Origin of the sequence: Pseudomonas sp. SED1 (genome assembly GCF_034044025.1) — a bacterium.
GTDB lineage: Bacteria > Pseudomonadota > Gammaproteobacteria > Pseudomonadales > Pseudomonadaceae > Aquipseudomonas.
The window spans coordinates 1-23,882 of sequence record NZ_JAXCIS010000159.1 but is presented as its reverse complement, the minus strand read 5'-3'; the positions used below and the strand labels follow the sequence as shown (position 1 = coordinate 23,882).

Genomic DNA, 23,882 nt, shown 5'->3' with positions numbered 1-23,882 from the left:
TTTTTACATCGGGTTGATCCTGAATCAGGACCTCGCCAACGTCTTACAGCGCGATGTCAGAAGCTGGCTTGCTCGGCTCAGCCGCAGGCTTGGCAGCCTCGGTGGCTTTAGGAGCAGTCAACTGCGGAATCGCTGGCGGAGGGGTCAGTTGCAGAATGTTGGCGGTGTAGGCCCATTCTTTTGCAACGGCTTCCGGGCTGTCGTTCAGCTTGGTGCCGTAGCTAGGCACGATCTGGTGCAGCTTTTCCTGCCACGCCGGGGAAGCAACCTGTTCCTTGAACACTTTCTGCAGCACGGTCAGCATGATCGGAGCCGCGGTGGACGCGCCTGGCGATGCACCCAACAGTCCTGCAATGGTGTTGTCAGCCGAGCTGACCACTTCGGTACCGAGTTTCAGGACGCCGCCCTGCTCTTCGTCACGCTTGATGATCTGCACACGCTGACCGGCTTGCCACAGGCGCCAGTCTTCTTTCTTGGCGTTCGGGAAGTACTCTTGCAGCGCCTTGAAGCGGTCGTCATCCGACAGCATCAGTTGGCCGGCGAGGTACTCGACCAGTGGGTATTCGCGGATACCCACTTTGGTCATTGGCCAGATGTTGTGGGTGGTGGTGCTGGTCAGCAGGTCCAGGTACGAGCCTTCTTTCAGGAACTTGGTCGAGAAGGTCGCGAATGGGCCAAACAGAATCACGCGCTTGCCATCCAGCACGCGGGTGTCCAGGTGCGGAACCGACATCGGCGGTGCGCCAACCGAAGCTTTACCGTAGGCCTTGGCCAGGTGCTGCTCGGCAATCGTTGCGTTATCGGTCACCAGGAACGAACCGCCAACTGGGAAGCCCGCGTATTCCTTGGCTTCAGGAATGCCCGACTTCTGCAGCAGGTGCAGTGCACCGCCGCCCGCGCCGATGAACACGAACTTGGCGTCGGTTTCAGTCTTGGTGCCGTCTTTCAGGTTCTTGTAGCTGACACGCCAGGTGCCATCGGCGTTCTTGGTGATGTCCTGCACTTCGCTCGACAGTTTCAGGTCGAACTTCGGCGTGGTTTGCAGGTGAGCGACGAACTGGCGGGTGATCTCGCCGAAGTTCACGTCCGTACCGATCGGGGTCCAGGTGGCCGCGATTTTCTGGTTCGGGTCACGCCCTTCCATCATCAGCGGAACCCACTTCTTGATCTGAACCGGGTCTTCGGAGTACTGCATGCCGGCGAACAGCGGGCTGGCTTGCAGCGCTTCGTAACGCTTCTTCAGGAACTTGATGTTGTCATCACCCCACACGAAGCTCATGTGCGGAGTGGAGTTGATGAACGAACGCGGGTTCTTCAGGACGCCCTGCTGAACCTGCCAGGACCAGAACTGACGGGAGATCTGGAACGCTTCGTTGATCTCGACCGCTTTCGGGATTTCAACGTTGCCGTTCTTGTCTTCCGGGGTGTAGTTCAGCTCAGCCAAAGCCGAGTGACCGGTACCGGCGTTGTTCCAGCCGTTGGAGCTTTCTTCGGCCACGCCATCAAGGCGCTCGACCATCTCCATCGACCAATCCGGTTGCAGCTCATTGAGCCACACACCCAGGGTCGCACTCATGATGCCGCCGCCGATCAGCAGCACATCGACTTTCTTTGCCTCTTCCGCGTGAACGGAAGTGATCCCCATCGACAAAGCCAGCCCCAGCAGGGCAGTGTTTACTTTTTTAAACATCAGTAGCACCTATGATAAAACGCCATCCGCCCCACCGCCCCTGATCATGGGCAACCTTCATCACGCTGCGCCAGGCAACGCACCGCGGGGTTTGCACATTCATTCGGGGACCGCAGGGTGGGCACACAAGGCCGACGTATCGACCTCACTTTTATGTCCCTTCTGCGCTGACTTCTTATCATTATTGGCTTCAGCTACCTGGGCGACAGCCAACCGCCGGGACGTATACGGATGTACGTACCCGATAGAGACTAGACCAAGATGGCGCGCAGAATATCACGCTCGGACGAGATCGGGCGTCTGTTCTAGACTCGGTGGTTCTACGGGCAGCAGGCTTAACGCCAGGTCGACCGACTGACGCAGGCGGTCGGCAGGCACACCATCCCGTGCCTGAATCGAAATACCGTGCAGGAAGGTCGCGTAAAAATCGCCCATGGCCTGCACATCTGCGTCCTCGCCAAGCTCCTGGCAGGCCTTGGCTTGCTGCAGCCTGGCGATGATTGAATCGGTGCGTTGCCTGCGGTGTTCACGCAACCATTGCTGAATATCGTCGCCGTCCGGGCTGGTACTGCTTGCGGCACTGACGACCAGACAACCACTGGGCCGACCGGGCTGCGTATAGGTGGTGATGGCATCGTCCAACATGCGCCTGATCGCCTCTCTCACACCCGTTATCTGCAGCGCGCGGTCAGCAAAACCACCTTCATCTTGTTCATACAAGGCCACGGCTTCGCGGAACAACGCTTCTTTACTGCCAAAAGCAGCATAGATCCTCGCCGAAGCAATCCCCAGGGCAGCTACCAACGCAGACATGCTCGTGCCCTCGTAACCTTGCTCCCAGAATAGCCACATGGCGCGCTCCAGAGCGGCTTCCCTATCAAATTCGCGCGGACGTCCGGCCATTAATCAGTTACCTGTCGGTGTAATTTCGTCACTTTAACGCATATCGGGTTGACGTTAACAAACCTGCGCCCCTATTCTTTGTCGACCGACAAACAATAGGAACATTTCGATGCGTACTCTTAAAGGCCCCAGCTTGCATCTGGCGCAATTCAGCCATGACGAACCGCCGTTCAACAGCCTGGACAGCATCGCTGGGTGGGCCAAAGCGAAGGGATTCAAAGCGCTGCAGATTCCCGCATGGGATACCCGCTTTTTCAACGTCGAACTGGCAGCCCGCAGCCAAAGCTACTGCGATGAGATCAATGACAAGCTCGCTGGTTACGGTTTGCAGATCAGCGAACTGACCAGCCACATCTTCGGCCAGTTGGTCGCCGTGCATCCTGCCTACGACGCGATGTGGGATGCGTCCATCCCTGCGCCTTTGCGGGGTAACCCCAAGGCACGCACGGAGTGGGCCATCGAACGCATGCGGATGAGCATCATCGCCTCCCAACGGCTGGGGCTCGCAGACCTGGGCACGTTTTCCGGCTCCCTCGCCTGGCCCTATTTGTTCCCCTTCCCCCAACGCCCGGAAGGGCTCATCGACGCCGCATTCGACGAGTTGGCACGACGCTGGCGACCACTTTTGGATTTGGCTGAAGAAAACGGCGTCAACCTTTGCTACGAGATCCACCCCAGTGAGGACCTGCACGACGGCACCAGCTTCGAGCGTTTCTATGAGCGCGTAGGCCAGCATTCGCGCTGCAAAATCCTGTTCGACCCTAGCCACTTTGTGCTGCAGCAGTTGGATTACCTGAGCTACCTGGACATTTACCAATCTTTCATCCGCATGTTTCACGTCAAGGATGCCGAGTTCAACGCCACTGGCCGCCAAGGCATCTACGGCGGCTACAGCCCATGGGCCGAGCGTGCTGGACGCTTCCGCTCGCTGGGGGATGGGCAGGTGGATTTCAAAGGCATCTTCTCCAAGCTTGCCCAATACGATTACCCAGGCTGGGCGACGCTGGAATGGGAGTGCTGCCTGAAAAACCAGGAGGACGGCGCTCGGGAAGGCGTTGATTTCATCAACCGCCACATCATCGGCGTCACCGAGCGCATCTTCGATGACTTCGCCGGAGCACCGGTAAACCCGCAGCAAATCCAGGCCATGCTCGGCCTGACTCAACCGCTTGAGGCACGCCAATGAACGCAGCGAATGCTACATCCCTGAGTTCCGCCGACGGGTTCACTCATCATTACGTGCGAGTTGATGGCAGGAAGCTCCACTGCGTGATGGCAGGCAGCGGCGCCCCCGTGTTGCTGATACCGGGCTGGCCACAAACCTGGTACGCCTTTCGACATGTCATGCAAGCCTTGGCTGATAAGGGCTTCAAGGCTATCGCCGTGGACCCGCCAGGGCTGGGCAATTCAGATCAGCCTGAAAAGGGCTACGACACCGGCAATATTGCCGATGTGCTGCACAGGGCCTTGCTGGCGCTTGATATCACGCGTTACCACGTCGTGGGACACGACGTCGGGATGTGGGTGGGTTATGCGCTGGCGAGTGACCAGCCACAGGCCGTGCGTACACTCACCCTAACCGAAGCCGTCATACCTGGCCTTGCCCCACCGCCCCCGATATTCGTCGCGCCGCAACAGAACATCTTTCTCTGGCACTTTCTATTCAATCAAGTCCAGGACCTGCCCGAAGCGCTGATTACCGGACGTGAAGAAACCTATCTCAATTTCATGTTTGATCGCTGGGCCTTTCACCGCGATGCCGTCGCCTCCGACGTCTACATCCGCGCCTATTCATCCCCAGGTGGGCTGCGCGCAGGGTTTGATTATTACCGCGCGATTCCCGAAACCATCCGACAAAACCAATGCCGAGCAACTCGCCTTTTGGAAATGCCGGTGTTAGCCATCGGTGCCGAACACGCCACCAACGACGCACCGCTGGTGACGCTGGAGGGGCGCGCATCTGACCTGCGCGGGGCGATCATTGCTGACTGCGGGCATTTCGTGATGGAAGAAGCGCCGCAAGTGTTTTGCGGGCATTTGCTGGACTTCCTGGAGGAGCACACATCGGAATGAAGGCTTTCGCCAAAGAGATGGAACGCTCGCGCAAAAGGCTGTTCTAGACACCCTAGCCGCTGCTTGCGTAGCATCGGCGGCTCTCCACCGTGTCATCCATCCAAACAGAGCGATCCATGTCTATCCACCAAACCCCCGGGCACCTGCTGCCCGCGCGCAGCGCCGCCAAAATGGAAGCTGCCATGGCCGTGGGCGCGTTCGCTATCGGCACCGGCGAATTCGCCATCATGGGCCTGATGCCCGACATCGCCCACAACCTCAATCTCAGCGAACCGCAAGTCGGCCACGCCATCAGCGCCTATGCGCTGGGCGTGATGGTCGGCGCCCCGCTGCTGGCGATCCTCGGCGCCAAGTTACTGCGTAAACACATGCTTCTGTTGCTGATGGGCCTTTATGCCCTGGGCAACCTGGCCACGGCGTTTACCCCGACGTTCGGCTCGCTGGTGGCCTTCCGCTTTATCAGCGGCCTGCCCCACGGTGCCTACTTCGGCATCGCCGCGGTGGTCGCCTCCAGCATGGTGCCCAACGACAAACGTGCCGGCGCTGTCGCGCGAGTGATGATGGGCCTGACCCTGGCCATGCTGCTCGGCAACCCCATCGCCACCTTCCTCGGTCAACACCTGGGCTGGCGCTCGGCGTTTGCACTGGTCAGCGCCATCGCCCTGTGCACCATCGCGCTGGTCTGGCAATTCGTACCGGATCGCCACGACGAACCCCGCAGCGACCCACGCAAAGAACTGCGCGCTTTCACCAAACCACAGGTGTGGATGGCGTTGTCCATTGGTGCTATTGGTTTTGCCGGGATGTTCTGCGTGTTCAGCTACCTGGCACCGACCATGCTCGAAGTGACCAAAGTCTCGCCGCAGTGGATTCCCTTCGGTCTGGCCGCGTTTGGCGTGGGCGGCATCATCGGCAACATCGCCGGCGGCAAGCTGTTCGATCGCCTGCAATTTCGCGCAGTGGGTTGGATTATGGTGTGGTCGATGGCCGTGCTGATCTTCTTCACCTTCGCCGCGAGTTCGCTGTGGAGCGTACTGCTGGGCATCGGCCTGGTCGGCACCATGATCGCCATGGCCGCGCCGCTGCAAATCCGCTTGATGGACATTGCGCATGAGGCACCGAGCCTGGCGGCGGCGTCCAACCACGCGGCATTCAACCTGGCGAATGCGCTGGGACCGTGGCTGGGTGGTATGGCGATTACAGCGGGGTATGGGTGGACCAGCACCGGCTACATTGGCGCGGCCACGGCACTGGTTGGCTTGGGCATCTACCTGATCGCCCGCCGCATGAAAGGCGGCCACTGACGCCACACCTCCAACGCCCGCCCACAATCCAATGTGGGAGCGGGCTTGCTCGCGAAAGCGGTGGGTCAGTCACCGAGTAAATGACTGCCCCCCCGCTCAGTCAGTCATCATGCAACAACCCCGAACCATACTCCCCGTAACTACTCCCCAGCGCATTGCCGCCAAAATTCATCTTGGCGGCTTTGCTGGGGCTATGGTCCCCAAAGGCCTGGCATCCCCCTGAAAAACACGGGTCGCTACTCAGGTCGCTACTCATGCCCGATGAACCCGACGAACAAGCGGCTAACAGCAAAGTGCCAGCGACCGTCACGACCTTGAAGATATTGGAGATCATTTTTCAGTTCCCTTTGGGCTTATGGGCTGAGCGTAGGCCTCAATGATGGTGGGAATTATGAAACTTTGCCGTGGGAAAGGATCGGTTCATGTTGATGTCGTTTTGGCGACGAATTATCCCGGCACATATTCTGATTGGCGATATCAACAGCTAGCCCCTACATATTAGAGCCGACCAGTTATCAATTCAGATGAACCGGCGGTCTACTTAGAGGGAAGCTCAAGTAATGGCTAAAGACGAAAAAACCAGTGAAAGCGTCGCTTCAAAAGCAGCCAAGCTGCTGGCGGATCCAACCACTCCGCCGGATGTGAAATCGGTGGCGGCTTCAGCGTTGACTCAAGCGCCGGACAAAAAGAAGAAATAAGCTGAACCGTGCCAGGGTGGCTGAAGCTCTGGCACTGACCACCACGGGACCAGGACCATTCCTGTTAAACTGTCCGCCCTTCGCCTTATCCATCTCAGATCCTAATGTCCTCACCTATAGCACCAACGCCATCGCTCTCCCGTCGCTTCTCTGTTGCTCCGATGATGGATTGGACTGACAGGCACTGCAGGTACTTCCTGCGCCTACTCTCCAAGAACGCCCTCCTCTACACCGAGATGGTCACCACCGGCGCAATCCTCCACGGCGACCACGAACGCTTCCTGCGCCATAACGAGGCCGAGCATCCACTCGCCCTGCAGTTGGGCGGTAGCGTCCCCGCCGACCTGGCCGCCTGCGCCCGCATGGCCCAGGACGCCGGCTACGACGAAGTGAACCTAAACGTCGGCTGCCCCAGCGACCGGGTGCAAAACAATATGATTGGCGCCTGCCTCATGGCTCACCCTGCCTTGGTGGCGGATTGCGTGAAGGCGATGCAGGACGCGGTCTCGATCCCGGTGACGGTAAAGCACCGCATCGGCATCAACGGCCGGGACAGTTATGCCGAGCTGTGCGATTTCGTCGGCCAGGTGAAGGACGCGGGCTGCACCAGTTTTACCGTGCATGCGCGGATCGCCATTCTGGAAGGGCTGTCACCGAAGGAGAATCGGGACATTCCTCCGTTGCGCTATGACGTGGCGGCGCAGTTAAAGCAGGATTTCCCTGAACTGGAGATCATCCTCAACGGCGGAATCAAGACCCTCGAACAGTGCCAGGAACATCTACAGACCTTCGACGGTGTGATGCTGGGTCGCGAGGCTTATCACAATCCGTATTTGTTGGCCGAGGTGGATCAGCAGCTGTTTGGCAGTACTGCACCTGTGATCACCCGCGCCGAGGCGCTCGCGCAGTTGCGTCCTTATATAGCCGAACACTTGGCGACAGGCGGCTCGATGCATCACATCACGCGCCACGTATTGGGGCTGGGGACCGGTTTCCCGGGGGCGCGGAAGTTTCGGCAGTTGTTGTCGGTGGATATTCATAAGGCCAGTGATCCGCTGGCGTTGCTGGATAAGGCTGGGGAGTTGCTGGAGGGGCGGTGATTTGGGTGTCAGTGGGTTTATTGGGTGGCTGACACGACGCCTTCGCGAGCAAGCCCGCTCCCACATTTGGATGGGGGGATGTCAGGAAGATGGGGGTGGCTGCAGAGGCAAGGCTGCTCCCAACGTTTGATCGGGTGGTCATCGGGCAGTTGGGTTGAACCTGCCGGCTGTTTTGGCCTCCTATTCAGCAGTGGCCGGTGATTCAAACGGCCGTTTTCAGGTTGTTGCCCTCGCAAACGATCGAATGCATTTGCGCCCTTGAGCGGCTGTCAGCGCTCGGGTAATGTCATCAGACCCACAGGACAGAGCACGCCCATGACTTCCAAGCTGGAACAACTCAAGCAATTCACCACCGTAGTAGCCGATACCGGCGATTTTTCTACCCTCGCCAAGCTCAAGCCGCAAGATGCCACGACCAACCCTTCCCTGCTGCTCAAGGCCGCGTCGATCCCAGGCTATGCCAAGCTGCTGGACGAGTGCGTTGCCGACTGCAATGGCGACGTAGGCCTGGCGAGCGACCGTTTTGCGGTAGCCGTCGGGCAGGAAATCCTCAAAGTGGTGCCCGGCCGTATTTCCACCGAGGTGGATGCCCGCCTGTCGTTCGACACTGACGCCGTACTCAAGCGCGCGCATCGTCTGATCGACCTGTACGACAAGGCCGGCGTTGGCCGCGACCGCGTGCTGATCAAGATCGCTTCCACCTGGGAAGGCATCCGCGCCGCCGAGCAGCTGGAAAAGGAAGGCATCCAGACCAACCTGACGCTGCTGTTCTCCTTCGCACAGGCCGTGGCTTGCGCTGAAGCCGGCGTGTTCCTGATTTCGCCGTTCGTGGGCCGTATCTACGACTGGTACAAGAAGGCCAACGGCAACGACTACACCGGTTCCGAGGATCCGGGCGTGCAGTCGGTGACGCGCATCTACAACTACTACAAGGCCAATGGCTACAAGACCGTGGTAATGGGTGCGAGCTTCCGTAACCTGAGCCAGATCGAAGAGTTGGCCGGTTGCGACCGCCTGACCATCAGCCCGGACTTGCTGGAAAAACTGGCTGCCGACAATGGCAAGCTGGAGCGCAAGTTGGCGCCAGGCCATGCCGGTGAGGCGCGTGTGCACCTGACCGAGGCGCAGTTCCGTTGGGAATCCAACGAAGACGCGATGGCCACCGAGAAGCTGGCCGAGGGCATTCGTCAGTTCGCCCGCGACCAGGAAAAACTCGAAGCGCTGTTGAGCGCCAAGCTCTAAAACGAGCGACGGCAAAAAGGGCGGCACCTGTGAGGGTGCCGCCCTTTTTTTGTATTAGCCGATTTCGAGCCGAACTCAGTTAAAAATGTGGGAGGGGGCTTGCTCCCGAATACAGGGCGTCAGTCGCTACATTCACTACTGACCCGCCGCTTTCGGGAGCACGCCCCCTCCCACACTTTGACAGTGTTTCAGCTGGGAATTAGTGCCGCTCCAGCGCATTCACCAGGTCGTGGAACGCCTCGCGGTTGGAGTCGTTCAAGCCCATCAGGATCTTGTGGGCTTCCAGCACCTTGACCCGTACCACTTCCTCGGACTGGTCCTGGGATGGCAGGTCGGTCAGGCATTCCGGGCACGGGATCGGGCGGTCAACGATGTTGAACACTTGATCGAAGCCCATGGACTGCAACAGACGGGTGATGTCTTCGTGGGTGGTGACGACAGTCGGCAGCAGTCCGACCTTCTGCCGAGACAGAATGGACAACTTGGCCAACAGCCCAAGGGTGGTGCTATCGATGCTGCGGGTTTCGGTCAGATCGATCACGATCGCCGAGAAATTCAAGGCTGTGAAGATCCGCTCAATCGTCGCATCCAGCGCCGAACACAAGGTCAGGCGCACTTCACCGACAAACTTCAGGACAAACGTCCCGTCTTGCTCGGCGAATTGGATTCTTCCGGTACTCATCAAAGATTCCTGCTCAACACCAATAGGGCGATATCATCCGGCATCTCCCCTAGCGTGGCCAATCCAAAAACCTGCCGCAGGCCATCCAGGCTGCCGCCCGCCGACCTGACCCGTTGGGGTAAGGCGGCTTCTTTCTCTTTGAGTGTAGGCTCTGGCAAAAGGTCCAGGATACCGTCGGACATCAGCGTTAAGCTGAAAGTCGGCGGCAATTCCAGGATGTGGTCTTCGTAGGTGGCTTCATTGAACAAGCCCACTGGCAAACCACGCCCTTCCAGGTAGCGCACACTGTCTGGAGTGTATAAAACCGGCAATGGCAGGTGACCGCCAATGCTGTAGGTCAAAAGACCTGTTTCTTCATCAATCACGCCGCCGACCATCGTCACGTGCTTGCCCAGCTTACAGCTGATCAGGCCCCGGTTGATGTGGCCCAGCACTTGCGAAGGGGTGAACTCCGGCAAGGTGCCATTGCGCTTGGATTCGAATAACAGCCGTGTGGTCATGAACTTCAACAACACGGTCACGAATGCCGAGGAGGCGCCGTGGCCGGAAACGTCGGCCAGGTAGAACGCGACTCGCCGCTCATCAACGCGGAAGTAATCGACAAAATCACCCGACAGGTACAGCGACGGGATGATCTGGTGGGCAAACTTGAACTCGTCGATGCTCCACGGGCTCACCGGCAGCATGTTCATCTGCACTTGGCGACCGGCGTTCTGGTCTTCCTGGAGCAGGTTCAGGCTGGCTTCGAGTTCGCGGTTGGCGGTTTCGAGCTTTTCACGGTAACGCTGGTTTTCCAGCAGCAAGCGTGCACGATCCAGGGCACGGCGTACCGAGTGCTCCAGTACGGCCAAATCTTCCAGGGGCTTGATCAGGTAGTCGGCGGCGCCCAGGCGCAAGGCCTCGACGGCATCATTCATCACACCGGCACCGGACACGACAATCACCGGCGTCTGCGGGGAAAGGTCAGTCACCTGGCGGATCAGCTCGAGGCCGCCCACCTGGGGCATGCGCAGGTCGCAGATCACAAGGTCGGGCTTGTCGCGCTCGAATACCTGGAGACCCTGGAGGCCGTTGCTGGCCTGCAGGACGCTGAAGCCACTGTCTTCCAAATAGGCCGCGAGACTCGCGCGCACTACTTCGTCGTCATCGATTATCAGCAGCGTGGCACTGGTTTTCTGCATGTGGGCAAACGGCGCCAGAATTAGGTTGGCGTAGGCAGCTCGACAATGGCCGGGCGTACTACTGGATTCGCTTTCTAGCCTCTCTGTCCTACAAAGTGCCGGGATATTGCCCATGCACAAAGGTAAAGCAGAGGTGCCCTTCTAAGGCGCAGACGGTACTCCCATCCGCCAGGGGTTTCAAGCTCACGGCGATGGTCGCCGGGCGTCTTTACATCGCAAATCACCGGTAGTTATAAGAACGCATAAAACCGCGACTTAAAGTAAGCACGTAACCCACGGATAAACCTCGAATGCCGCCCACAAAAAAGGCGACCCGAGGGCCGCCTTCCTGATTCAAGCCTGAAGCTTAAAAATCGTCTACAACCTTGCCATCCTTGACCTTGAACTCGCGGTTCTGCAGGTAAGCGTTGCGGATGAAGGTGTATTTATCGCCGCTGATCAGCTTCTCGGAGGACAGCAGGCTGGCACGCGTGTCGACGATATTCAGGCCGAAGGTGCTGTTGCGCCAGCCGATATCGTTCATGTAGCGGTATGGCTGGGTGTAGCTGTCCACATATTTGGACGGCGCGTCACGCAGGGTGCTTGGGCCCAGCAGTGGCAGCATCACGTAAGGACCGCTGTCGACGCCCCAGTGACCGAGGGTCTGGCCGAAGTCTTCATCGTTGCGTTGCAGCCCCATTTTGGTGCCGACATCAATGAAACCCAGCACGCCGAACGTGGTGTTCATCAGCAGGCGAGCCGTGTCGACGCCAGCCGCGTGCGGCTTGAGTTGCAACACGTCGTTGGCAAAGTTGCCGACGTCGCCGATGTTGCGGAAGAAGTTGTGCACGCCGTCCTGCACGAATTGCGGGGTCACGAACTGATAGCCTTGGGCCAAAGGCTTGAGGGCGTAGGTGTCAACGGTGTCGTTGAAGGTGAAGATCGGGCGGTTGACGCTTTCCCATGGATCATCTTCCGAGGCCGCCTGGGCCACGAAAGGAACCAGCAAAATACTGGCACATACGGACAGCTGAGCTAGACATTGGCTCCAGCGCATAGCTTGAACTCCTTGAATGGTCTGTCATGGGCGCTATGCCCTGAATGAGGCCGTCAGTATATGACGGAAGTGTCAGATTAGGCAGCCTTGCAGAAATGTCATTCGAGTAAATGCACAAAAATCCTACAAATGCCGCAGATGTAACTTGCTTGTCATCCGCGTTCGATAGCGTCACTGCTATTTCAGGGACGTCGAAATGCCACACGCCGAAATTGTTACTGCCAGCGCCCCGTCCTTGACGGCCGTACTGTTCGGGCTGAGTGGCTGCCTGGTGGATTTTGGTTCCCAGGCCCGTGCCGACTCCACACCTTCAAGCGATCCGCATGCCACTGTCGGCGCCCTGAAGATTCTGCGCAGCCTCGAAGAACAGCGCATCCCCTGCGCATGGCTGGACGAGCTACCTCTTTCGGTTTCCACACCTCTGGCTGCAGGGCTGCCACGCTGGATCAAGGCCGCCAAACCCTCCTCCACCCGCTGGCCCGCGCCCCATGCGTGCTGGCAGGCCTTGATGGAGCTGAATATTGAACGCCTGGAAGGCTGCGTCCTGGTCAGTGGCGAACCGCGCCTGCTGCAATCGGGGCTCAACGCCGGCCTGTGGACCATCGGCCTGGCGTCCTGCGGCTCACTGTGCGGGCTTTCCCCGGAGCAATGGCAAGCACTTACCGAGAAGGAACGCGAGCATAAGCGCGCCAAAGCCACTGTCGCGCTCTATGGCCTGGGCGTGCATTCGGTCATTGACCACCTTGGCGAGCTGCACACCTGCCTGGCCGACATCAGCCTGCGCCAGCTCAAAGGCGAGAAGCCCTGATCGAGATCATGCACAGTCGGCGCCAGTGGATTAATCTAAAGGTCAGCCCGTAGACCTTTCACGGCGTGCCGCGGTCTATGCCAGTGCCTATCGATAAAAGGAAGAACGCCATGCCTGCCCGCGAACAACTGCAAGAACAGGTCAAAACTTTGCGCGAGCAATTGGATCAGAATCCAGAAATGCCCCTGGAAAAGCGCGAAGAGCTGCAAACATTGATTGCTGAACTCGAAGTTCAGGAGCCACTGGAAGGCGCCATTCAGGATCCAAGCATCGCAGATGGTGTGAACCTGGCGGTAGAACGCTTCGAACTGGACCACCCGGGCATTGCCGGGACCTTGCGCAATATTGTGGTGACCCTGGGTAACATCGGGATTTAATAGCCGGACGCCTATCAAATGTGGGAGCGGGCTTGCTCGCGAATGCGGTCCGTCAGCTGATACATAGGCTGGCTGATACACCGCTTTCGCGAGCAAGCCCGCTCCCACATTTATTTTGTGTGAAGGCTACTGACGAGCCAGGCGCAGGTTCTGGAACTGCAGATCTTCAGTACTGCGATACGGGTTGATATCCAGCCCGCCGCGACGCACATACCGCGCATACACCGTCAGTTTTTCCGGCTTGAGCAAGCGTTGCAGGTCGAGAAAGATTCGCTCCACGCACTGTTCATGGAAGTCCGAGTGCTGACGGAAGCTCACCAGGTACTCCAGCAGGCTGGCGTGATCCAGCGCCGCGCCGCGGTACTCCACCGCCACACTGCCCCAGTCAGGCTGGCTGGTCACCGGGCAGTTGGATTTGAGCAGATGGCTGTGAACGCTCTCCTCCACCACGCGCGAATCGTCGCAACGCAGCAGCTCGGGACGCGGGTGCTCGTAGTTGCTGACGGTAATGTCCAGGTCATCAATGCACACACCTGGCAACGCGACCACGCCTTCGGCTTCAACCTCGCCCAGGCTGCGGATGCGCACGCCAACCGGCTTGCCGGCAGCGGCACTCAGGTCGGTACGCAAGGTGGCCTCAAGGCTTTGCACATCGGCAAACTCGGTCTGGTTCAGCGAATTGAGGTACAGCTTGAACGACTTCGATTCGATGATGTTCGGCGAGTCGGCCGGGATACTGAATTCACCGATGGCCACCACGGGCTTGCCGGACGGCAGCAGCCAGGACAGTTCGAAGCAGTTCCAGAAGTCCACGCCTTTATACGGCAGGGTCTCGGCGCTCAGGCCCAGCTCGGCCCACTTGGCAGCGCGGGGAATCGGGAACAGCAACGACGGGGTGTAGGTGGAGATGTATTCACTGGACTTGCCCAGCGGCGAATGTTCGGCTGCGGGATGCATGGCGGAAACCTGGCTAAATAAACGCGGCTATTCTACCCGCCTTTGCACCCCAGTTGCTTACTGGCTGACTGTCAGCTTGCCGACCATGCCCGCCTGGTAGTGGCCGGGGATGTTGCAGGCAAACTCCAGGCCGGTGGCTTGGGTGAAGGTCCAGGTCAGTTCGGCCGTCTTGCCGGGCTCTACCAGCACGCTGTTGGGATCGTCATGTTTCATGCCGCCCATGTCGCCGTGGCCCATCGCACTGTGGTCTATATCGCCCATTTTCATGCCGGTAGCCGTCAGCATGCCGCTGGCCTGCATCTTGAGCATTTCTTGCTGATGCGCGGCGTGCATCGCAGCGTCGCCAAGATTGAACTCGTGGAGCAACTGGCCTTTGTTGACCAGCACAAAGCGCACGGTCTCACCGGCTTTTACATCGATGGCCTTGGGCGAAAAGGAAATGTCCTGCAGCACCACTTCCACGGTGCGCGTGGCCTTGGCGGCGGGCGCAGCCTCACCGAAGGCGAAGGTGTCAGCCGGGGAAGCCAGCACCGGAAGACTCAGCGCCATCAGGCAGCCCGCCAACAGCCAGGATTTATGCAAAAACATGGTCACACTCCAAAGGTTCGGAATCAGTCTGTGGGACACTTTACGAACGCGCCGCTGCCAGCCAGCTGACGGCCAGATTACAACTTTGTCAGCTTGAGCCTGCCTCAGGACCTGCGCTGTATAAAGTCTGTGTTTACGTAAAGCCATGAGCCGCCCATGAAACTGCTGATCGTCGAAGACCAACCGAAAACCGGTCACTACCTGCGCCAGGGCCTGGCCGAGGCCGGGTTCAACACCGAACTGGTGGCCGACGGCACCACCGGCCAGCACCTGGCGCTGACCGGTCACTACGACCTGTTGATCCTCGATGTGATGCTGCCGGGTCGCGATGGCTGGCAGATCCTCCAGGCCGTACGCAACGCCGGGCTCGACATGCCGGTGCTGTTCCTCACCGCCCGGGACGCAGTGGAAGACCGGGTGCATGGCCTGGAACTGGGCGCCGACGACTATCTGGTCAAGCCCTTTGCCTTTTCCGAACTGCTGGCCAGGGTACGCAGCCTGTTGCGCCGTGGCAGCAGCCCGCCCCAGGAAACCAGCCTGCAACTGGCCGACCTGCGCATGGACCTGATCCGCCGCCGGGTAGAACGCGAAGGCCAGCGCATCGATCTCACCGCCAAGGAGTTTTCCCTGCTGGAACTGTTGCTGCGACGTCAGGGCGAAGTATTGCCCAAGTCGCTGATTGCCTCCCAGGTGTGGGACATGAACTTCGACAGCGACACCAACATCATCGAAGTCGCGATCCGCCGCCTGCGCCTGAAGGTCGACGATAACTTTCCCAACAAGTTGATCCATACCGTGCGCGGCATGGGCTATGTGCTTGAGGAGCGATTCAGTTGATGAAACGGATTTCCCTGGCCAGCCGCCTGGCACTGCTGTTTGCCGGTTGTACCGCCGTGGTCTCGCTGTTGGCCGGCGTGCTGTTCAACCATGCCAGCGAGGCGCACTTTATCGAGCTGGACCAGCAGTTGCTCGACGGCAAGCTGATAGCGCTGCGCAGCACATTGCAAGGTGCCGACACGCCCGAACGATTTGCCTTACGAGAAACAAAGCTGCGGGAGGAGCTCAATCGCCAGCCCGACCTGGCCCTGCGCATTACCGCTGACGATGAGCACTGGTTCGACGGTGCCCCCGGCATCAGCCTGCCCCAGGCGCCTGGCCTGCACAGCATGGAGAACGGCGGGACCGATTACCGCGTATACAACGTGCCGCTGGTGCCTGGTAACGCGGACTCTCCACGACTGACACTGATGCTCGACATCACCCACCATCAACACTTCCTGCAACGCATGCAGCATCTGATCTGGTTGACCGTCGGACTTTCCGCCCTGGCCACTGCCCTGCTCGGTGCCTGGGCCGCCCGCAGCGGGTTGCGACCACTGCGGCGCATGAGCGAAGTGGCCGGTAGCGTATCCGCCCAGTCCCTGACCCAGCGCCTGCCCCAGGAACAAATGCCGGTCGAGCTGGCGGAACTGGCCCAGTCCTTCAACGCAATGCTCGGGCGCCTGGACGATGCCTTTCAGCGCCTTTCGGCGTTCTCTGCCGACATCGCCCATGAACTGCGCACGCCACTGTCGAATTTACTGACACAGACCCAGGTCATCCTCACGCAGCCACGGGCGCTGGAAGACTACCGCGAGGCCCTGCACAGCAACCTCGAGGAACTGCAATGGATGGCACAGTTGGTCAATGACATGTTGTACCTGGCCAAGTCGGACCATGGGCTGCTGGCGCCCAAGCGCGAAACCCTGGTGCTGGCAGTCGAAGTGGATGCATTGCTGGAGTTTTTTGCGCCGTTGGCGGAAGACCTTCAGGTGCGGTTGGTTCGGGAAGGGGGTGCCAACACTTCAGGTGACCGCAGCATGTTGCGCCGGGCGATTTCCAATCTGCTGGATAACGCGCTGCGGTTCACCCCACCGGGTGGCGATGTCAGTGTGCGGATTGTCGAAGGTATGCAAGGCGTAACGTTGGGCGTGGAAAACACCGGGGAAGGTATTCCAGAGGCGTTGTTGCCAAGGTTGTTTGACCGGTTTTACCGGGCAGATCCGGCGCGTCACGAAGGGAGCAGCGAGCATGCGGGGCTGGGGTTGGCGATTACCCAGTCGATTGTGCGAGCCCATGGAGGGCGGATTTTCTGTGAGTCGGGGGCGGGCTGGACGCGGTTTGTGATGGTGTTGCCGCAAAGGCATTGATGCAAGCTGTACCGGCCCTTTCGCGAGCAAGCCCGCTCCCACATTTTGACCGAGTGCATTCAGGAAGAACGCGATCGAAATGTGTAGGGCTTGCTCGCGAAGGCGGTCTTAAGAATTACGAATACCTGAGGGCATGCGCCGGCTCAATCTTCGCAGCCCGATACGCCGGATAGATCGTCGCCAAAAAGCTCAACACAAACCCTGCCGAGCAAATCAGCAACACATCCCCGCCCTGCAACTCCGAAGGCAGGTTGCTGACGAAATACACGTCCGAACTGAAGATATGCTGCCCGGTCACCCGCTCCAGCCACCCCACCAGTTCACTGACGTTCAGCGCCGCAATTACACCGAGAATGCCGCCGATCAAGGTACCGACGATCCCGATCACCGTGCCCTGCACCATGAAGATCGCCATGATCTGCCGTGGCGTGGCGCCGATGGTGCGCAGGATCGCAATGTCGGCGCCCTTGTCGTTCACCACCATGATCAAGGTCGCGATGATGTTGAACGCTGCCACCGCGACGATCATCAGCAGGAGCAGGCCAATCATGGTCTTTTCCATCTTCATCGCGCTGAACAGGCTGCCCTGGGTGTGGGTCCAGTCATCGGCCTTGTAGTCGGCGCCGAGGCTGGCGGCGATATCCGCCGAGACCTTGGGTGCGGCATACAAATCTTTCACCGCCAGGCGCACGCTTTGCACCTGGTTCGGCTCCCAATGCTGTATCTCGGCGGCGTCGGCCATGTGGATCAAGGCCATGGAGCCGTCCAGCTCAGCCCCCACCTTGAATACGCCGACCACGTTCAAACGCTGCATGCGCGGGGTGATGCCACCGGGCGCGCTGCTGATTTCCGGCACGATCAGGGTCAGCTTGTCGCCAACGTTCAGGCGGAAACGCCGGGCGGTGATCTCACCGATCACCACGCCAAACTCGCCCGGCTTCAGGTCTTCCAGATGGCCCTGGACGATATGCTGGGCAACAATCGACACCTTGCCTTCCTGGGCAGGGTCCACACCGCTGATCTGGATCGGCTGCATCGCGCCCTTGTAGGAGAGCATGCCGTCCATCTCGGTGAACGGCACGGCGGCGGTCACTTCAGGGTTCTTCATTGCAGCGGCGGCCACCGGCTGCCAGTCGCTGATCGGCTTCACACCAACGATGGTCGCGTGGGGCACCATGCCAAGGATGCGTGAGCTCATTTCCCGCTGGAAGCCGTTCATTACCGACAACACCACAATCATCGCCAGCACGCCCAGGGCGAGGCCGATCATCGAGGTCATCGAGATAAACGAAACAAAACGGTTGCGGCGCTTGGCGCGGGTATAGCGCGTGCCGATGAAAATCGATAACGGTCTGAACATTCGCGGGCACCGTTGAAAAAATAGAAAACCCGGCGCCGGGCGCCGGGCTTGAAACAGGTCAGATGGCGACCAGATGACCTTCCTGCAGGTGCAGCACACGGTCCATCTGACGGGCCATGCTCATGTCATGGGTCACCACCAGGAACGCGGTGCGCATCTGGGTGCTCAGTTCCAGCATCAAGTCCTTGATGCCCTGGGCGGTGTGGGCGTCGAGGTTACCGGTGGGCTCGTCGAGCATTACCAGGCCCGGGTTGTTGACCAGGGCACGGGCAATCGCCACACGCTGGCGCTCGCCGCCGGACAATTCAGCCGGTTTGTGCTCCAGGCGATGGCCCAGGCCGACCCGCTCCAGCAACGCCTTGGCACGCTGGCGCGCCTCGGGAATCGCGGTCTTGCCGATCAACAGCGGCATGCAGACGTTTTCCAGGGCGGTGAACTCAGGCAGCAAGTGGTGGAACTGGTACACAAAACCCAGCGAACGGTTGCGCAACTGGCCACGGGCCTTCTCGCCCAGGGCCGACAGTTCTTCGCCAGCCAGCCAGACACTGCCCTGGGACGGCGTATCAAGGCCGCCCAACAGGTTCAACAAGGTACTTTTGCCGGAACCGGAACTGCCAACGATCGCCACGCGCTCGCCCGGATGCAGTTCCAGCTGCAGGTTGGACAGCACCACCACGGATTCCGGGCCTTCCTCGTAGGATTTGCCCAGGTTGCGGCAGCTCAGGATTGCTTTTTCAATCATGCCCGATTCACTCATAACGTAAAGCCTGCGCCGGCTGGGTACGTGCCGCGCGCCAGGCTGGATACAGGGTGGCAAGGAAACTCAGGACCAACGCGCAAGCGCCAACCATCAACACGTCCTGGCTCTGCACCTGGGACGGCAAGTAGTCAATGAAGTAGACGTCGGAGTTCAAGAATTTGTGGCCGATCAACACTTCCAGCCCGGCGATGGCGGCACTCACGTTCAACGCGGCGAGAATCCCCACCACGGTGCCAATCAAGGTGCCGACTACGCCGATCACCGTGCCCTGGACCATGAAGATCGCCATGATTTGCCCCGGCGTGGCGCCAAGGGTGCGCAGGATGGCGATATCGCCCTTCTTGTCATTCACCACCATCACCAGCGTGGAAATGATATTGAAGGCGGCGACGGCGACGATCAGCAGCAACAGCAGGCCGATCATGGCTTTTTCCATGCGGATGGCCTGGTACAGGTTGCCGTGGGTTCGGGTCCAGTCGCGGGCGTAGTACTGGTTTTCGCCCAGGTGCTGGGCGATTTCCCACGAGGTACGCGGTGCGTCGAACAGGTCGTTGAACTTGAGGCGCAGGCCCTGTACTTGATCCGGCTTCCAGCGATGCAGGCGGGCCAGGTCGGTCAGGTTGGTGAGGCCCAGGTAGCCGTCGATTTCACCGGCGCCGACATGGAAGATGCCGACCACGGTGAAGCGCTTCATACGCGGGAACATGCCGGCCGGAGTCACGGTGACTTCCGGCGCGACAAAGGTCAGCTTGTCGCCGATGCCCACGCCGAGCTTGGCCGCGGCCTTGTCGCCGATAGCGATGCCAAAGCTGCCGGGCGACAAGTCGTCCAGTTTGCCCTGTTGCATGAAGTTATCGATGATCGAGACGTTGCGTTCCTGCGCCGGGTCGATGGCATTGAGCAGGACTTTCTGCACCTTGCCGTCGTTGGTCAACAGGCCCTGCATCTGGGTGAAGGGCGCAACCGCCAGCACTTTGGGGTTCTGCTTGACCTTGGCGGCCAGGCTTTGCCAGTCGCTGATGGGCTCACCCGACTCGATGGTCGCGTGGGGCACCATGCCCAGCACGCGGGTGCGCATCTCATGATCGAAGCCGTTCATCACCGACAGCACCACGATCATCACGACAACGCCAAGGGCGAGCCCGATCATCGAGGTCAAGGAAATGAACGACACAAAATGATTGCGACGTTTTGCACGGGTATAACGCGTGCCAATAAATACGAAGAGAGGTCTGAACATGTCGGGGCTTGTTCGGAGGAAAAGAAGACGTCCTTGTGGCGGGGTCAGGTAAGCAGCTTTACACTCAGACCATCACCGCTGCCTTGGGTTCGCCATGTCGACATTAGATGAAGAAGATCGCCGCGAATACTACCGTATCGAGGACATGATCGCACTGGAAATTACCCCGCTGTCGGGCCCGGAAGCGCTGAGCAAGGAAGTGTTGCTGGATGATTCGCCGCTGTTCAATCTGCTCAGCGAGTTGCACCTGAGTGAATTCGAATCCCAGCACCTGCTGCGCCAGATCGGCGAGCGGGACCGCACCCTGGCCGCCTTCCTCAAAGTGCAGAACAAACGCATGGATCTGCTCAGCCAGATCATGGCGCAAAGCCTGCTGGGCGAGATCGGTACGCCGCAGCCCGTGGTCATTTCCGAAGGCGGCATCGAGTTTCTGAACCCCACGGCGATCCAGCCCGACAGCCACCTGGCGGTCAAGCTGGTGCTGATGCCACAAGCCCTCGGCCTGTTGCTGCGGGCCAAGGTCACCCATTGCGACGCCAAGACCGGCGGTTTTGAAATCGGCACGGAATTCGAAGCCATGACCGATGCCCAACGCCAGTTGCTGGCGCGCTATATCCTGCAGAAACAGGCCCAGGAACGGCGCCTGGCGCGGGAAAAAAGCGACGAATCCGACACCTGAACACGAACACTGAATGGCGCGTAGCGTCATCCATCCAGCCAGCAATCCTGGCGTAAAGGAGCAACTGTGACCCTGATTTATGGCCACCGCGGTGCCAAAGGCGAAGCACCGGAAAACACCCTGACCAGCTTCCAGGAATGCCTCAAGCACGGCGTGCGCCGTTGCGAACTGGATTTGCACCTGTCCATGGACGGCGAGCTGATGGTCATTCACGACCCGACGCTCAAGCGCACCACCGACCGGCGCGGCAAGGTCGTCGAGTATTCGGCTGCCGACCTGGTCAAGATGGACGCACGCAAAGGCGGCCCGGGCTGGGTCAATCCCTGCCCGATCCCACGCCTGGAAGAGCTGTTCGAACAGTGCGACTTCGATCACTGGCAACTGGAAGTCAAAAGTGCCTCGCGCACCCGCGCGGCAACCACCGTGCTGGCGATCCGTGAAATGGCGCAGCGTTTCGGGCTGATGGACAAGGTCACCGTGACCTCAAGCTCGCGAGAAGTGTTGAAAGCAGCGCTGGACCTCACTCCGGACCTGTCCCGAGGACTGGTAGCCGAATACGCCTGGCTCGACCCGTTGAAGGTCGCGGCCAACTATGGCTGTGAGATTCTGGCGTTGAACTGGACGTTGTGCACCCCTGAGCGTCTGGAAAAAGCCCAGCGCCAGGGTTTGCACGTGTCCGTATGGACAGTCAACGAACCCGCGCTGATGCGCAGGCTCGCCGACTTCGGCGTAGATAGCCTGATTACAGACTTTCCCGGTTTGGCCACTGCCACCCTCGGGAATTACTGAAATCGGTCTCCCCGGCCGGCTCAGGCCACCGGCCGGAGCCGCTCAAAAAAGCCGGTTGAGGCCGTCGTAGGCCGCTACCCGATAGGCTTCAGCCATGGTCGGATAGTTGAACGTGGTGTTGACGAAATATTTGAGGGTATTTTGCTCACCCGGCTGGTTCATGATCGCCTGGCCGATGTGCACGATCTCCGACGCTTGATAGCCGAAGCAATGCACGCCGAGCACTTCGAGCGTCTCGCGGTGGAACAGGATCTTCAGCATGCCCTGGGGCTCACCGGCGATCTGCGCACGCGCCATGCTCTTGAAGAACGCCTTGCCGACTTCGTAAGGCACCTTGGCCTTGGTCAGTTCGTGTTCGTTCTTGCCGATGGAGCTGATCTCGGGAATCGTGTAGATCCCGGTCGGCACGTCGTTGACGTAGCGCCAGCTGCCGTTGTCAACAATGCTGCCAGCGGCCGAGCGGCCCTGGTCGTGGGCGGCACTCGCCAGGCTTGGCCAGCCGATCACGTCACCGGCACCGTAGATGTTGGTCACGCAGGTGCGGTAGTTCTCGTCGACTTCGATCTGGCCACGGCTGTTGACCTTCACACCGATGTTTTCCATGCCCAGCTTGTCGGTGTTGCCGGTACGGCCGTTGCACCACAGCAAGGCGTCGGCCTTGATCTTCTTGCCGGATTTCAGGTGCAGGATCACACCGTTGTCCAGGCCTTCGACCCGCTCGTACTCTTCGTTGTGGCGCACAGTGATGTTGTTGTTGCTGAAGTGGTAACTCAACGCCTGGGAAATTTCCGAGTCGAGGAAGCTCAGCAACTGGTCGCGGTTATCCACCAGCTCGACCAATACACCCAGGCCGCTGAAGATCGAGGCGTATTCACAGCCGATCACGCCGGCGCCATAGATGATCAGTTTGCGCGGGGTGTGGCCCAGGCTGAGGATGGTGTCGCTATCGTAGATACGCGGGTGGTGGAAATCGATATCCGCCGGGCGATACGGACGCGAGCCGGTGGCGATGATGATGTGCTTGGCCACCAGCTTCTCGACCACGCCGTTGGCGCAGACCACTTCGACGGTTTGCTCGTCGGCGAAGCTGCCGGTGCCGAAGAACAGGTCGACGCGGTTACGGGCATAGAAGCCGGTACGCGATGCAACCTGCTTGGAAATGACTTTTTCAGCGCTCTTGAGCACGTCCGGGAACGAGAACCAGCGCGGCTCACCAATGGCCCGGAACATCGGGTTGGTGTTGAACTGCATGATCTGGCGCACCGAGTGACGCAAGGCCTTGGACGGGATGGTACCCAGGTGGGTGCAGTTACCGCCGACCTGGCGACGGCTATCGACCATCGCCACCTTGCGCCCTGCTTTGGCGGCGTTCATCGCCGCACCTTCTCCAGCTGGGCCGGAACCCAGTACCACTACGTCGTAGTTGTAGACAGCCATGCGTACTCCTCAGAACAGGCCAGGGCGCACGGTTGGGCGCCTGGCTAAATCATGCCGCGGCCAGCGGTCATGAAGGATCAATGTGGCTCAAGTGTGTGAGCCGGGGCACAGTCTATAGAAGGCTCAACGCCGCGCACATTAACCCTTGGTCGCGTCGTAGGCCAGTTTTGCCTTTACTACACAGCGTTCGTTATTGAATTAACCTGTAGGCAAGCACCTTTCAGGACGGGCCATTATGCGACATGTGATTGTTTGTTTATTGCTGATGTTTTCGATCCCGGCGCTGGCGAATGAGGCTGATCGCCTCAAACAGGCCGACTTTCCTGCGCACTCCCGTCAACTGATTCTAAAAAACCAGGCCGTCCTGACCTATTTGTGGGCGGATGTGTATGCCGCAGCGCTGTTCGCCCAACCTGACCTGAGCGCCAAACAGGCCCTGGACCAGCAAAAAGACCTGCGCCTGGAGCTGTATTACTTCCGCGATATCGACCGCAACGATGTCATCAAGGCCGCCACCGCCAGCCTTGAACGCCAGCAAACACCCGCCGCCCTCGCCCGCCTGAAACCTGAACTGGATCAATTGCACAAAAGCTTTCGCAACATCCGCAGCGGTGACCGTTATGCGCTGGACTTCCAGCCTCAACGCGGCCTGAACCTGGAAATCAACGGCACGGTGGTGTTCAGCAGTCGCAATGACGAGTTGGCCAAGGCTTATCTGGGAATCTGGCTGGCACCAAAGGGCTTGTCCGACAGCCTGCGAAACACCCTCCTCAACTGATCGCAAAAACC

General features: G+C 59.5%; 25 protein-coding genes. 13 read left to right on the top strand and 12 right to left on the bottom strand.

Going from position 1 to position 23,882, the window contains the following annotated elements; genetic code table 11:
- Window positions 1-43: 43 nt before the first annotated feature.
- Both mqo and SNL23_RS20420 read right to left on the bottom strand, forming a co-directional pair.
- Window positions 44-1,690 carry a malate dehydrogenase (quinone) gene (gene mqo, locus SNL23_RS20425; RefSeq protein WP_076017264.1) on the bottom strand — a complete coding sequence of 549 codons (1,647 nt, stop codon included), beginning with the start codon at window positions 1,688-1,690 and terminating at the stop codon, window positions 44-46.
- A 276-nt stretch (window positions 1,691-1,966) separates the two neighbouring features.
- Window positions 1,967-2,593, bottom strand: a complete 627-nt coding sequence (locus SNL23_RS20420) for a TetR/AcrR family transcriptional regulator (protein WP_076017263.1) — start codon at window positions 2,591-2,593, stop codon at window positions 1,967-1,969.
- Window positions 2,594-2,702: 109 nt separating this feature from the next.
- On the opposite strand from SNL23_RS20420, the gene SNL23_RS20415 reads away from it, so the two are divergent.
- The 3 genes from SNL23_RS20415 (at window position 2,703) to SNL23_RS20405 (ending at window position 5,970) form a co-directional block, all read left to right on the top strand.
- Window positions 2,703-3,779, top strand: coding sequence for a sugar phosphate isomerase/epimerase family protein (locus SNL23_RS20415; protein ID WP_318303285.1), 1,077 nt, complete (start codon window positions 2,703-2,705; stop codon window positions 3,777-3,779).
- Entirely contained in the window at window positions 3,776-4,666 is an 891-nt protein-coding gene (locus SNL23_RS20410; protein WP_318303283.1) for an alpha/beta fold hydrolase, read from the top strand. The genes SNL23_RS20415 and SNL23_RS20410 overlap by 4 nt, the downstream gene beginning before the upstream one ends.
- Window positions 4,667-4,782: 116 nt before the next feature.
- Window positions 4,783-5,970 (top strand): MFS transporter, encoded by a 1,188-nt coding sequence (locus SNL23_RS20405; protein WP_318303282.1) that lies wholly within the window; start codon window positions 4,783-4,785, stop codon window positions 5,968-5,970.
- Window positions 5,971-6,070: 100 nt separating this feature from the next.
- Here the strand turns inward: SNL23_RS20405 and SNL23_RS20400 are convergent, their stop codons facing one another.
- A complete protein-coding gene (locus tag SNL23_RS20400) occupies window positions 6,071-6,304 on the bottom strand; it encodes a hypothetical protein (RefSeq protein ID WP_318303280.1) in 234 nt (77 codons plus the stop codon).
- 226 nt (window positions 6,305-6,530) lie between these two features.
- Here SNL23_RS20400 and SNL23_RS20395 point away from each other — a divergent pair, with 226 nt between their 5' ends.
- From SNL23_RS20395 to tal, 3 genes are all read left to right on the top strand, one after another.
- Window positions 6,531-6,668 (top strand): hypothetical protein, encoded by a 138-nt coding sequence (locus tag SNL23_RS20395; RefSeq protein ID WP_167410166.1) that lies wholly within the window; start codon window positions 6,531-6,533, stop codon window positions 6,666-6,668.
- Between the two features lie 104 nt (window positions 6,669-6,772).
- On the top strand, window positions 6,773-7,768 hold the full coding sequence (gene dusA / locus SNL23_RS20390; RefSeq protein WP_318303278.1) for a tRNA dihydrouridine(20/20a) synthase DusA: 996 nt from the start codon (window positions 6,773-6,775) through the stop codon (window positions 7,766-7,768).
- A 315-nt stretch (window positions 7,769-8,083) separates the two neighbouring features.
- Window positions 8,084-9,010 (top strand): transaldolase, encoded by a 927-nt coding sequence (tal, locus tag SNL23_RS20385; protein WP_318303276.1) that lies wholly within the window; start codon window positions 8,084-8,086, stop codon window positions 9,008-9,010.
- A gap of 199 nt (window positions 9,011-9,209) precedes the next feature.
- On the opposite strand, the gene rssC is transcribed toward tal, so the two are convergent.
- The 3 genes from rssC to SNL23_RS20370 all read right to left on the bottom strand — a co-directional run bounded on the left by rssC (window position 9,210) and on the right by SNL23_RS20370 (window position 11,909).
- A complete protein-coding gene (gene rssC / locus SNL23_RS20380) occupies window positions 9,210-9,692 on the bottom strand; it encodes an anti-sigma factor antagonist RssC (protein WP_003218919.1) in 483 nt (160 codons plus the stop codon).
- Window positions 9,692-10,873, bottom strand: coding sequence for a two-component system response regulator RssB (rssB, locus tag SNL23_RS20375; protein ID WP_017477221.1), 1,182 nt, complete (start codon window positions 10,871-10,873; stop codon window positions 9,692-9,694). Before rssB ends, rssC begins: the two co-directional genes overlap by 1 nt.
- A 346-nt stretch (window positions 10,874-11,219) precedes the next feature.
- Window positions 11,220-11,909 carry an MlaA family lipoprotein gene (locus tag SNL23_RS20370; RefSeq protein ID WP_167662614.1) on the bottom strand — a complete coding sequence of 230 codons (690 nt, stop codon included), beginning with the start codon at window positions 11,907-11,909 and terminating at the stop codon, window positions 11,220-11,222.
- A gap of 196 nt (window positions 11,910-12,105) precedes the next feature.
- Here SNL23_RS20370 and SNL23_RS20365 point away from each other — a divergent pair, with 196 nt between their 5' ends.
- Together SNL23_RS20365 and SNL23_RS20360 are read left to right on the top strand one after the other, a co-directional pair.
- On the top strand, window positions 12,106-12,717 hold the full coding sequence (locus SNL23_RS20365; RefSeq protein ID WP_318303275.1) for an HAD family phosphatase: 612 nt from the start codon (window positions 12,106-12,108) through the stop codon (window positions 12,715-12,717).
- A 110-nt stretch (window positions 12,718-12,827) separates the two neighbouring features.
- Entirely contained in the window at window positions 12,828-13,094 is a 267-nt protein-coding gene (locus tag SNL23_RS20360; RefSeq protein ID WP_076017253.1) for a DUF4404 family protein, read from the top strand.
- Between the two features lie 126 nt (window positions 13,095-13,220).
- Here SNL23_RS20360 and queF read toward each other — a convergent pair whose 3' ends face one another.
- Window positions 13,221-14,051, bottom strand: coding sequence for an NADPH-dependent 7-cyano-7-deazaguanine reductase QueF (gene queF / locus SNL23_RS20355; RefSeq protein WP_318303274.1), 831 nt, complete (start codon window positions 14,049-14,051; stop codon window positions 13,221-13,223).
- Between the two features lie 57 nt (window positions 14,052-14,108).
- A complete protein-coding gene (gene copI / locus SNL23_RS20350; protein WP_318303273.1) occupies window positions 14,109-14,639 on the bottom strand; it encodes a copper-resistant cuproprotein CopI in 531 nt (176 codons plus the stop codon).
- 156 nt (window positions 14,640-14,795) lie between these two features.
- On the opposite strand from copI, the gene SNL23_RS20345 reads away from it, so the two are divergent.
- Entirely contained in the window at window positions 14,796-15,476 is a 681-nt protein-coding gene (locus SNL23_RS20345) for a heavy metal response regulator transcription factor (protein ID WP_318303271.1), read from the top strand.
- Window positions 15,476-16,828, top strand: a complete 1,353-nt coding sequence (locus SNL23_RS20340) for a heavy metal sensor histidine kinase (protein WP_318303270.1) — start codon at window positions 15,476-15,478, stop codon at window positions 16,826-16,828. Before SNL23_RS20345 ends, SNL23_RS20340 begins: the two co-directional genes overlap by 1 nt.
- Window positions 16,829-16,943: 115 nt before the next feature.
- On the opposite strand, the gene SNL23_RS20335 is transcribed toward SNL23_RS20340, so the two are convergent.
- From SNL23_RS20335 to SNL23_RS20325, 3 genes are read right to left on the bottom strand one after another with little or no spacing between them, the layout of a single operon-like run.
- Entirely contained in the window at window positions 16,944-18,188 is a 1,245-nt protein-coding gene (locus tag SNL23_RS20335) for a lipoprotein-releasing ABC transporter permease subunit (RefSeq protein ID WP_076017248.1), read from the bottom strand.
- Window positions 18,189-18,246: 58 nt separating this feature from the next.
- Window positions 18,247-18,930, bottom strand: coding sequence for a lipoprotein-releasing ABC transporter ATP-binding protein LolD (gene lolD, locus SNL23_RS20330; protein ID WP_167662618.1), 684 nt, complete (start codon window positions 18,928-18,930; stop codon window positions 18,247-18,249).
- Window positions 18,931-18,937: 7 nt separating this feature from the next.
- Entirely contained in the window at window positions 18,938-20,188 is a 1,251-nt protein-coding gene (locus tag SNL23_RS20325; protein ID WP_076017246.1) for a lipoprotein-releasing ABC transporter permease subunit, read from the bottom strand.
- A 94-nt stretch (window positions 20,189-20,282) separates the two neighbouring features.
- Here SNL23_RS20325 and SNL23_RS20320 point away from each other — a divergent pair, with 94 nt between their 5' ends.
- Both SNL23_RS20320 and SNL23_RS20315 read left to right on the top strand, forming a co-directional pair.
- Window positions 20,283-20,867 carry a PilZ domain-containing protein gene (locus SNL23_RS20320; protein WP_003218944.1) on the top strand — a complete coding sequence of 195 codons (585 nt, stop codon included), beginning with the start codon at window positions 20,283-20,285 and terminating at the stop codon, window positions 20,865-20,867.
- Between the two features lie 66 nt (window positions 20,868-20,933).
- Window positions 20,934-21,656, top strand: coding sequence for a glycerophosphodiester phosphodiesterase (locus tag SNL23_RS20315; protein ID WP_003218946.1), 723 nt, complete (start codon window positions 20,934-20,936; stop codon window positions 21,654-21,656).
- Between the two features lie 42 nt (window positions 21,657-21,698).
- On the opposite strand, the gene sthA is transcribed toward SNL23_RS20315, so the two are convergent.
- A complete protein-coding gene (gene sthA, locus SNL23_RS20310; RefSeq protein ID WP_076017245.1) occupies window positions 21,699-23,093 on the bottom strand; it encodes a Si-specific NAD(P)(+) transhydrogenase in 1,395 nt (464 codons plus the stop codon).
- A 235-nt stretch (window positions 23,094-23,328) separates the two neighbouring features.
- On the opposite strand from sthA, the gene SNL23_RS20305 reads away from it, so the two are divergent.
- The gene (locus SNL23_RS20305; RefSeq protein ID WP_076017244.1) at window positions 23,329-23,871 is read left to right on the top strand and encodes a chalcone isomerase family protein; all 543 of its coding nucleotides are present in this window, start codon (window positions 23,329-23,331) and stop codon (window positions 23,869-23,871) included.
- Window positions 23,872-23,882 lie beyond the last annotated feature (11 nt).

Bases quoted from the DNA above. Each gene is read 5' to 3' on its own strand.
- SNL23_RS20400 (WP_318303280.1), bottom strand. From the start codon at position 6,304: ATGATCTCCAATATCTTCAAGGTCGTGACGGTCGCTGGCACTTTGCTG.
- sthA (WP_076017245.1), bottom strand. From the start codon at position 23,093: ATGGCTGTCTACAACTACGACGTAGTGGTACTGGGTTCCGGCCCAGCT.
- SNL23_RS20420 (WP_076017263.1), bottom strand. From the start codon at position 2,593: ATGGCCGGACGTCCGCGCGAATTTGATAGGGAAGCCGCTCTGGAGCGC.
- SNL23_RS20320 (WP_003218944.1), top strand. From the start codon at position 20,283: ATGTCGACATTAGATGAAGAAGATCGCCGCGAATACTACCGTATCGAG.
- SNL23_RS20405 (WP_318303282.1), top strand. From the start codon at position 4,783: ATGTCTATCCACCAAACCCCCGGGCACCTGCTGCCCGCGCGCAGCGCC.
- SNL23_RS20365 (WP_318303275.1), top strand. From the start codon at position 12,106: ATGCCACACGCCGAAATTGTTACTGCCAGCGCCCCGTCCTTGACGGCC.
- queF (WP_318303274.1), bottom strand. From the start codon at position 14,051: ATGCATCCCGCAGCCGAACATTCGCCGCTGGGCAAGTCCAGTGAATAC.
- rssB (WP_017477221.1), bottom strand. From the start codon at position 10,873: ATGCAGAAAACCAGTGCCACGCTGCTGATAATCGATGACGACGAAGTA.
- SNL23_RS20325 (WP_076017246.1), bottom strand. From the start codon at position 20,188: ATGTTCAGACCTCTCTTCGTATTTATTGGCACGCGTTATACCCGTGCA.
- SNL23_RS20395 (WP_167410166.1), top strand. From the start codon at position 6,531: ATGGCTAAAGACGAAAAAACCAGTGAAAGCGTCGCTTCAAAAGCAGCC.
- tal (WP_318303276.1), top strand. From the start codon at position 8,084: ATGACTTCCAAGCTGGAACAACTCAAGCAATTCACCACCGTAGTAGCC.
- SNL23_RS20335 (WP_076017248.1), bottom strand. From the start codon at position 18,188: ATGTTCAGACCGTTATCGATTTTCATCGGCACGCGCTATACCCGCGCC.
- lolD (WP_167662618.1), bottom strand. From the start codon at position 18,930: ATGATTGAAAAAGCAATCCTGAGCTGCCGCAACCTGGGCAAATCCTAC.
- dusA (WP_318303278.1), top strand. From the start codon at position 6,773: ATGTCCTCACCTATAGCACCAACGCCATCGCTCTCCCGTCGCTTCTCT.
- SNL23_RS20415 (WP_318303285.1), top strand. From the start codon at position 2,703: ATGCGTACTCTTAAAGGCCCCAGCTTGCATCTGGCGCAATTCAGCCAT.
- mqo (WP_076017264.1), bottom strand. From the start codon at position 1,690: ATGTTTAAAAAAGTAAACACTGCCCTGCTGGGGCTGGCTTTGTCGATG.
- SNL23_RS20360 (WP_076017253.1), top strand. From the start codon at position 12,828: ATGCCTGCCCGCGAACAACTGCAAGAACAGGTCAAAACTTTGCGCGAG.
- SNL23_RS20340 (WP_318303270.1), top strand. From the start codon at position 15,476: ATGAAACGGATTTCCCTGGCCAGCCGCCTGGCACTGCTGTTTGCCGGT.
- SNL23_RS20305 (WP_076017244.1), top strand. From the start codon at position 23,329: ATGCGACATGTGATTGTTTGTTTATTGCTGATGTTTTCGATCCCGGCG.
- rssC (WP_003218919.1), bottom strand. From the start codon at position 9,692: ATGAGTACCGGAAGAATCCAATTCGCCGAGCAAGACGGGACGTTTGTC.
- SNL23_RS20410 (WP_318303283.1), top strand. From the start codon at position 3,776: ATGAACGCAGCGAATGCTACATCCCTGAGTTCCGCCGACGGGTTCACT.
- SNL23_RS20345 (WP_318303271.1), top strand. From the start codon at position 14,796: ATGAAACTGCTGATCGTCGAAGACCAACCGAAAACCGGTCACTACCTG.
- SNL23_RS20370 (WP_167662614.1), bottom strand. From the start codon at position 11,909: ATGCGCTGGAGCCAATGTCTAGCTCAGCTGTCCGTATGTGCCAGTATT.
- copI (WP_318303273.1), bottom strand. From the start codon at position 14,639: ATGTTTTTGCATAAATCCTGGCTGTTGGCGGGCTGCCTGATGGCGCTG.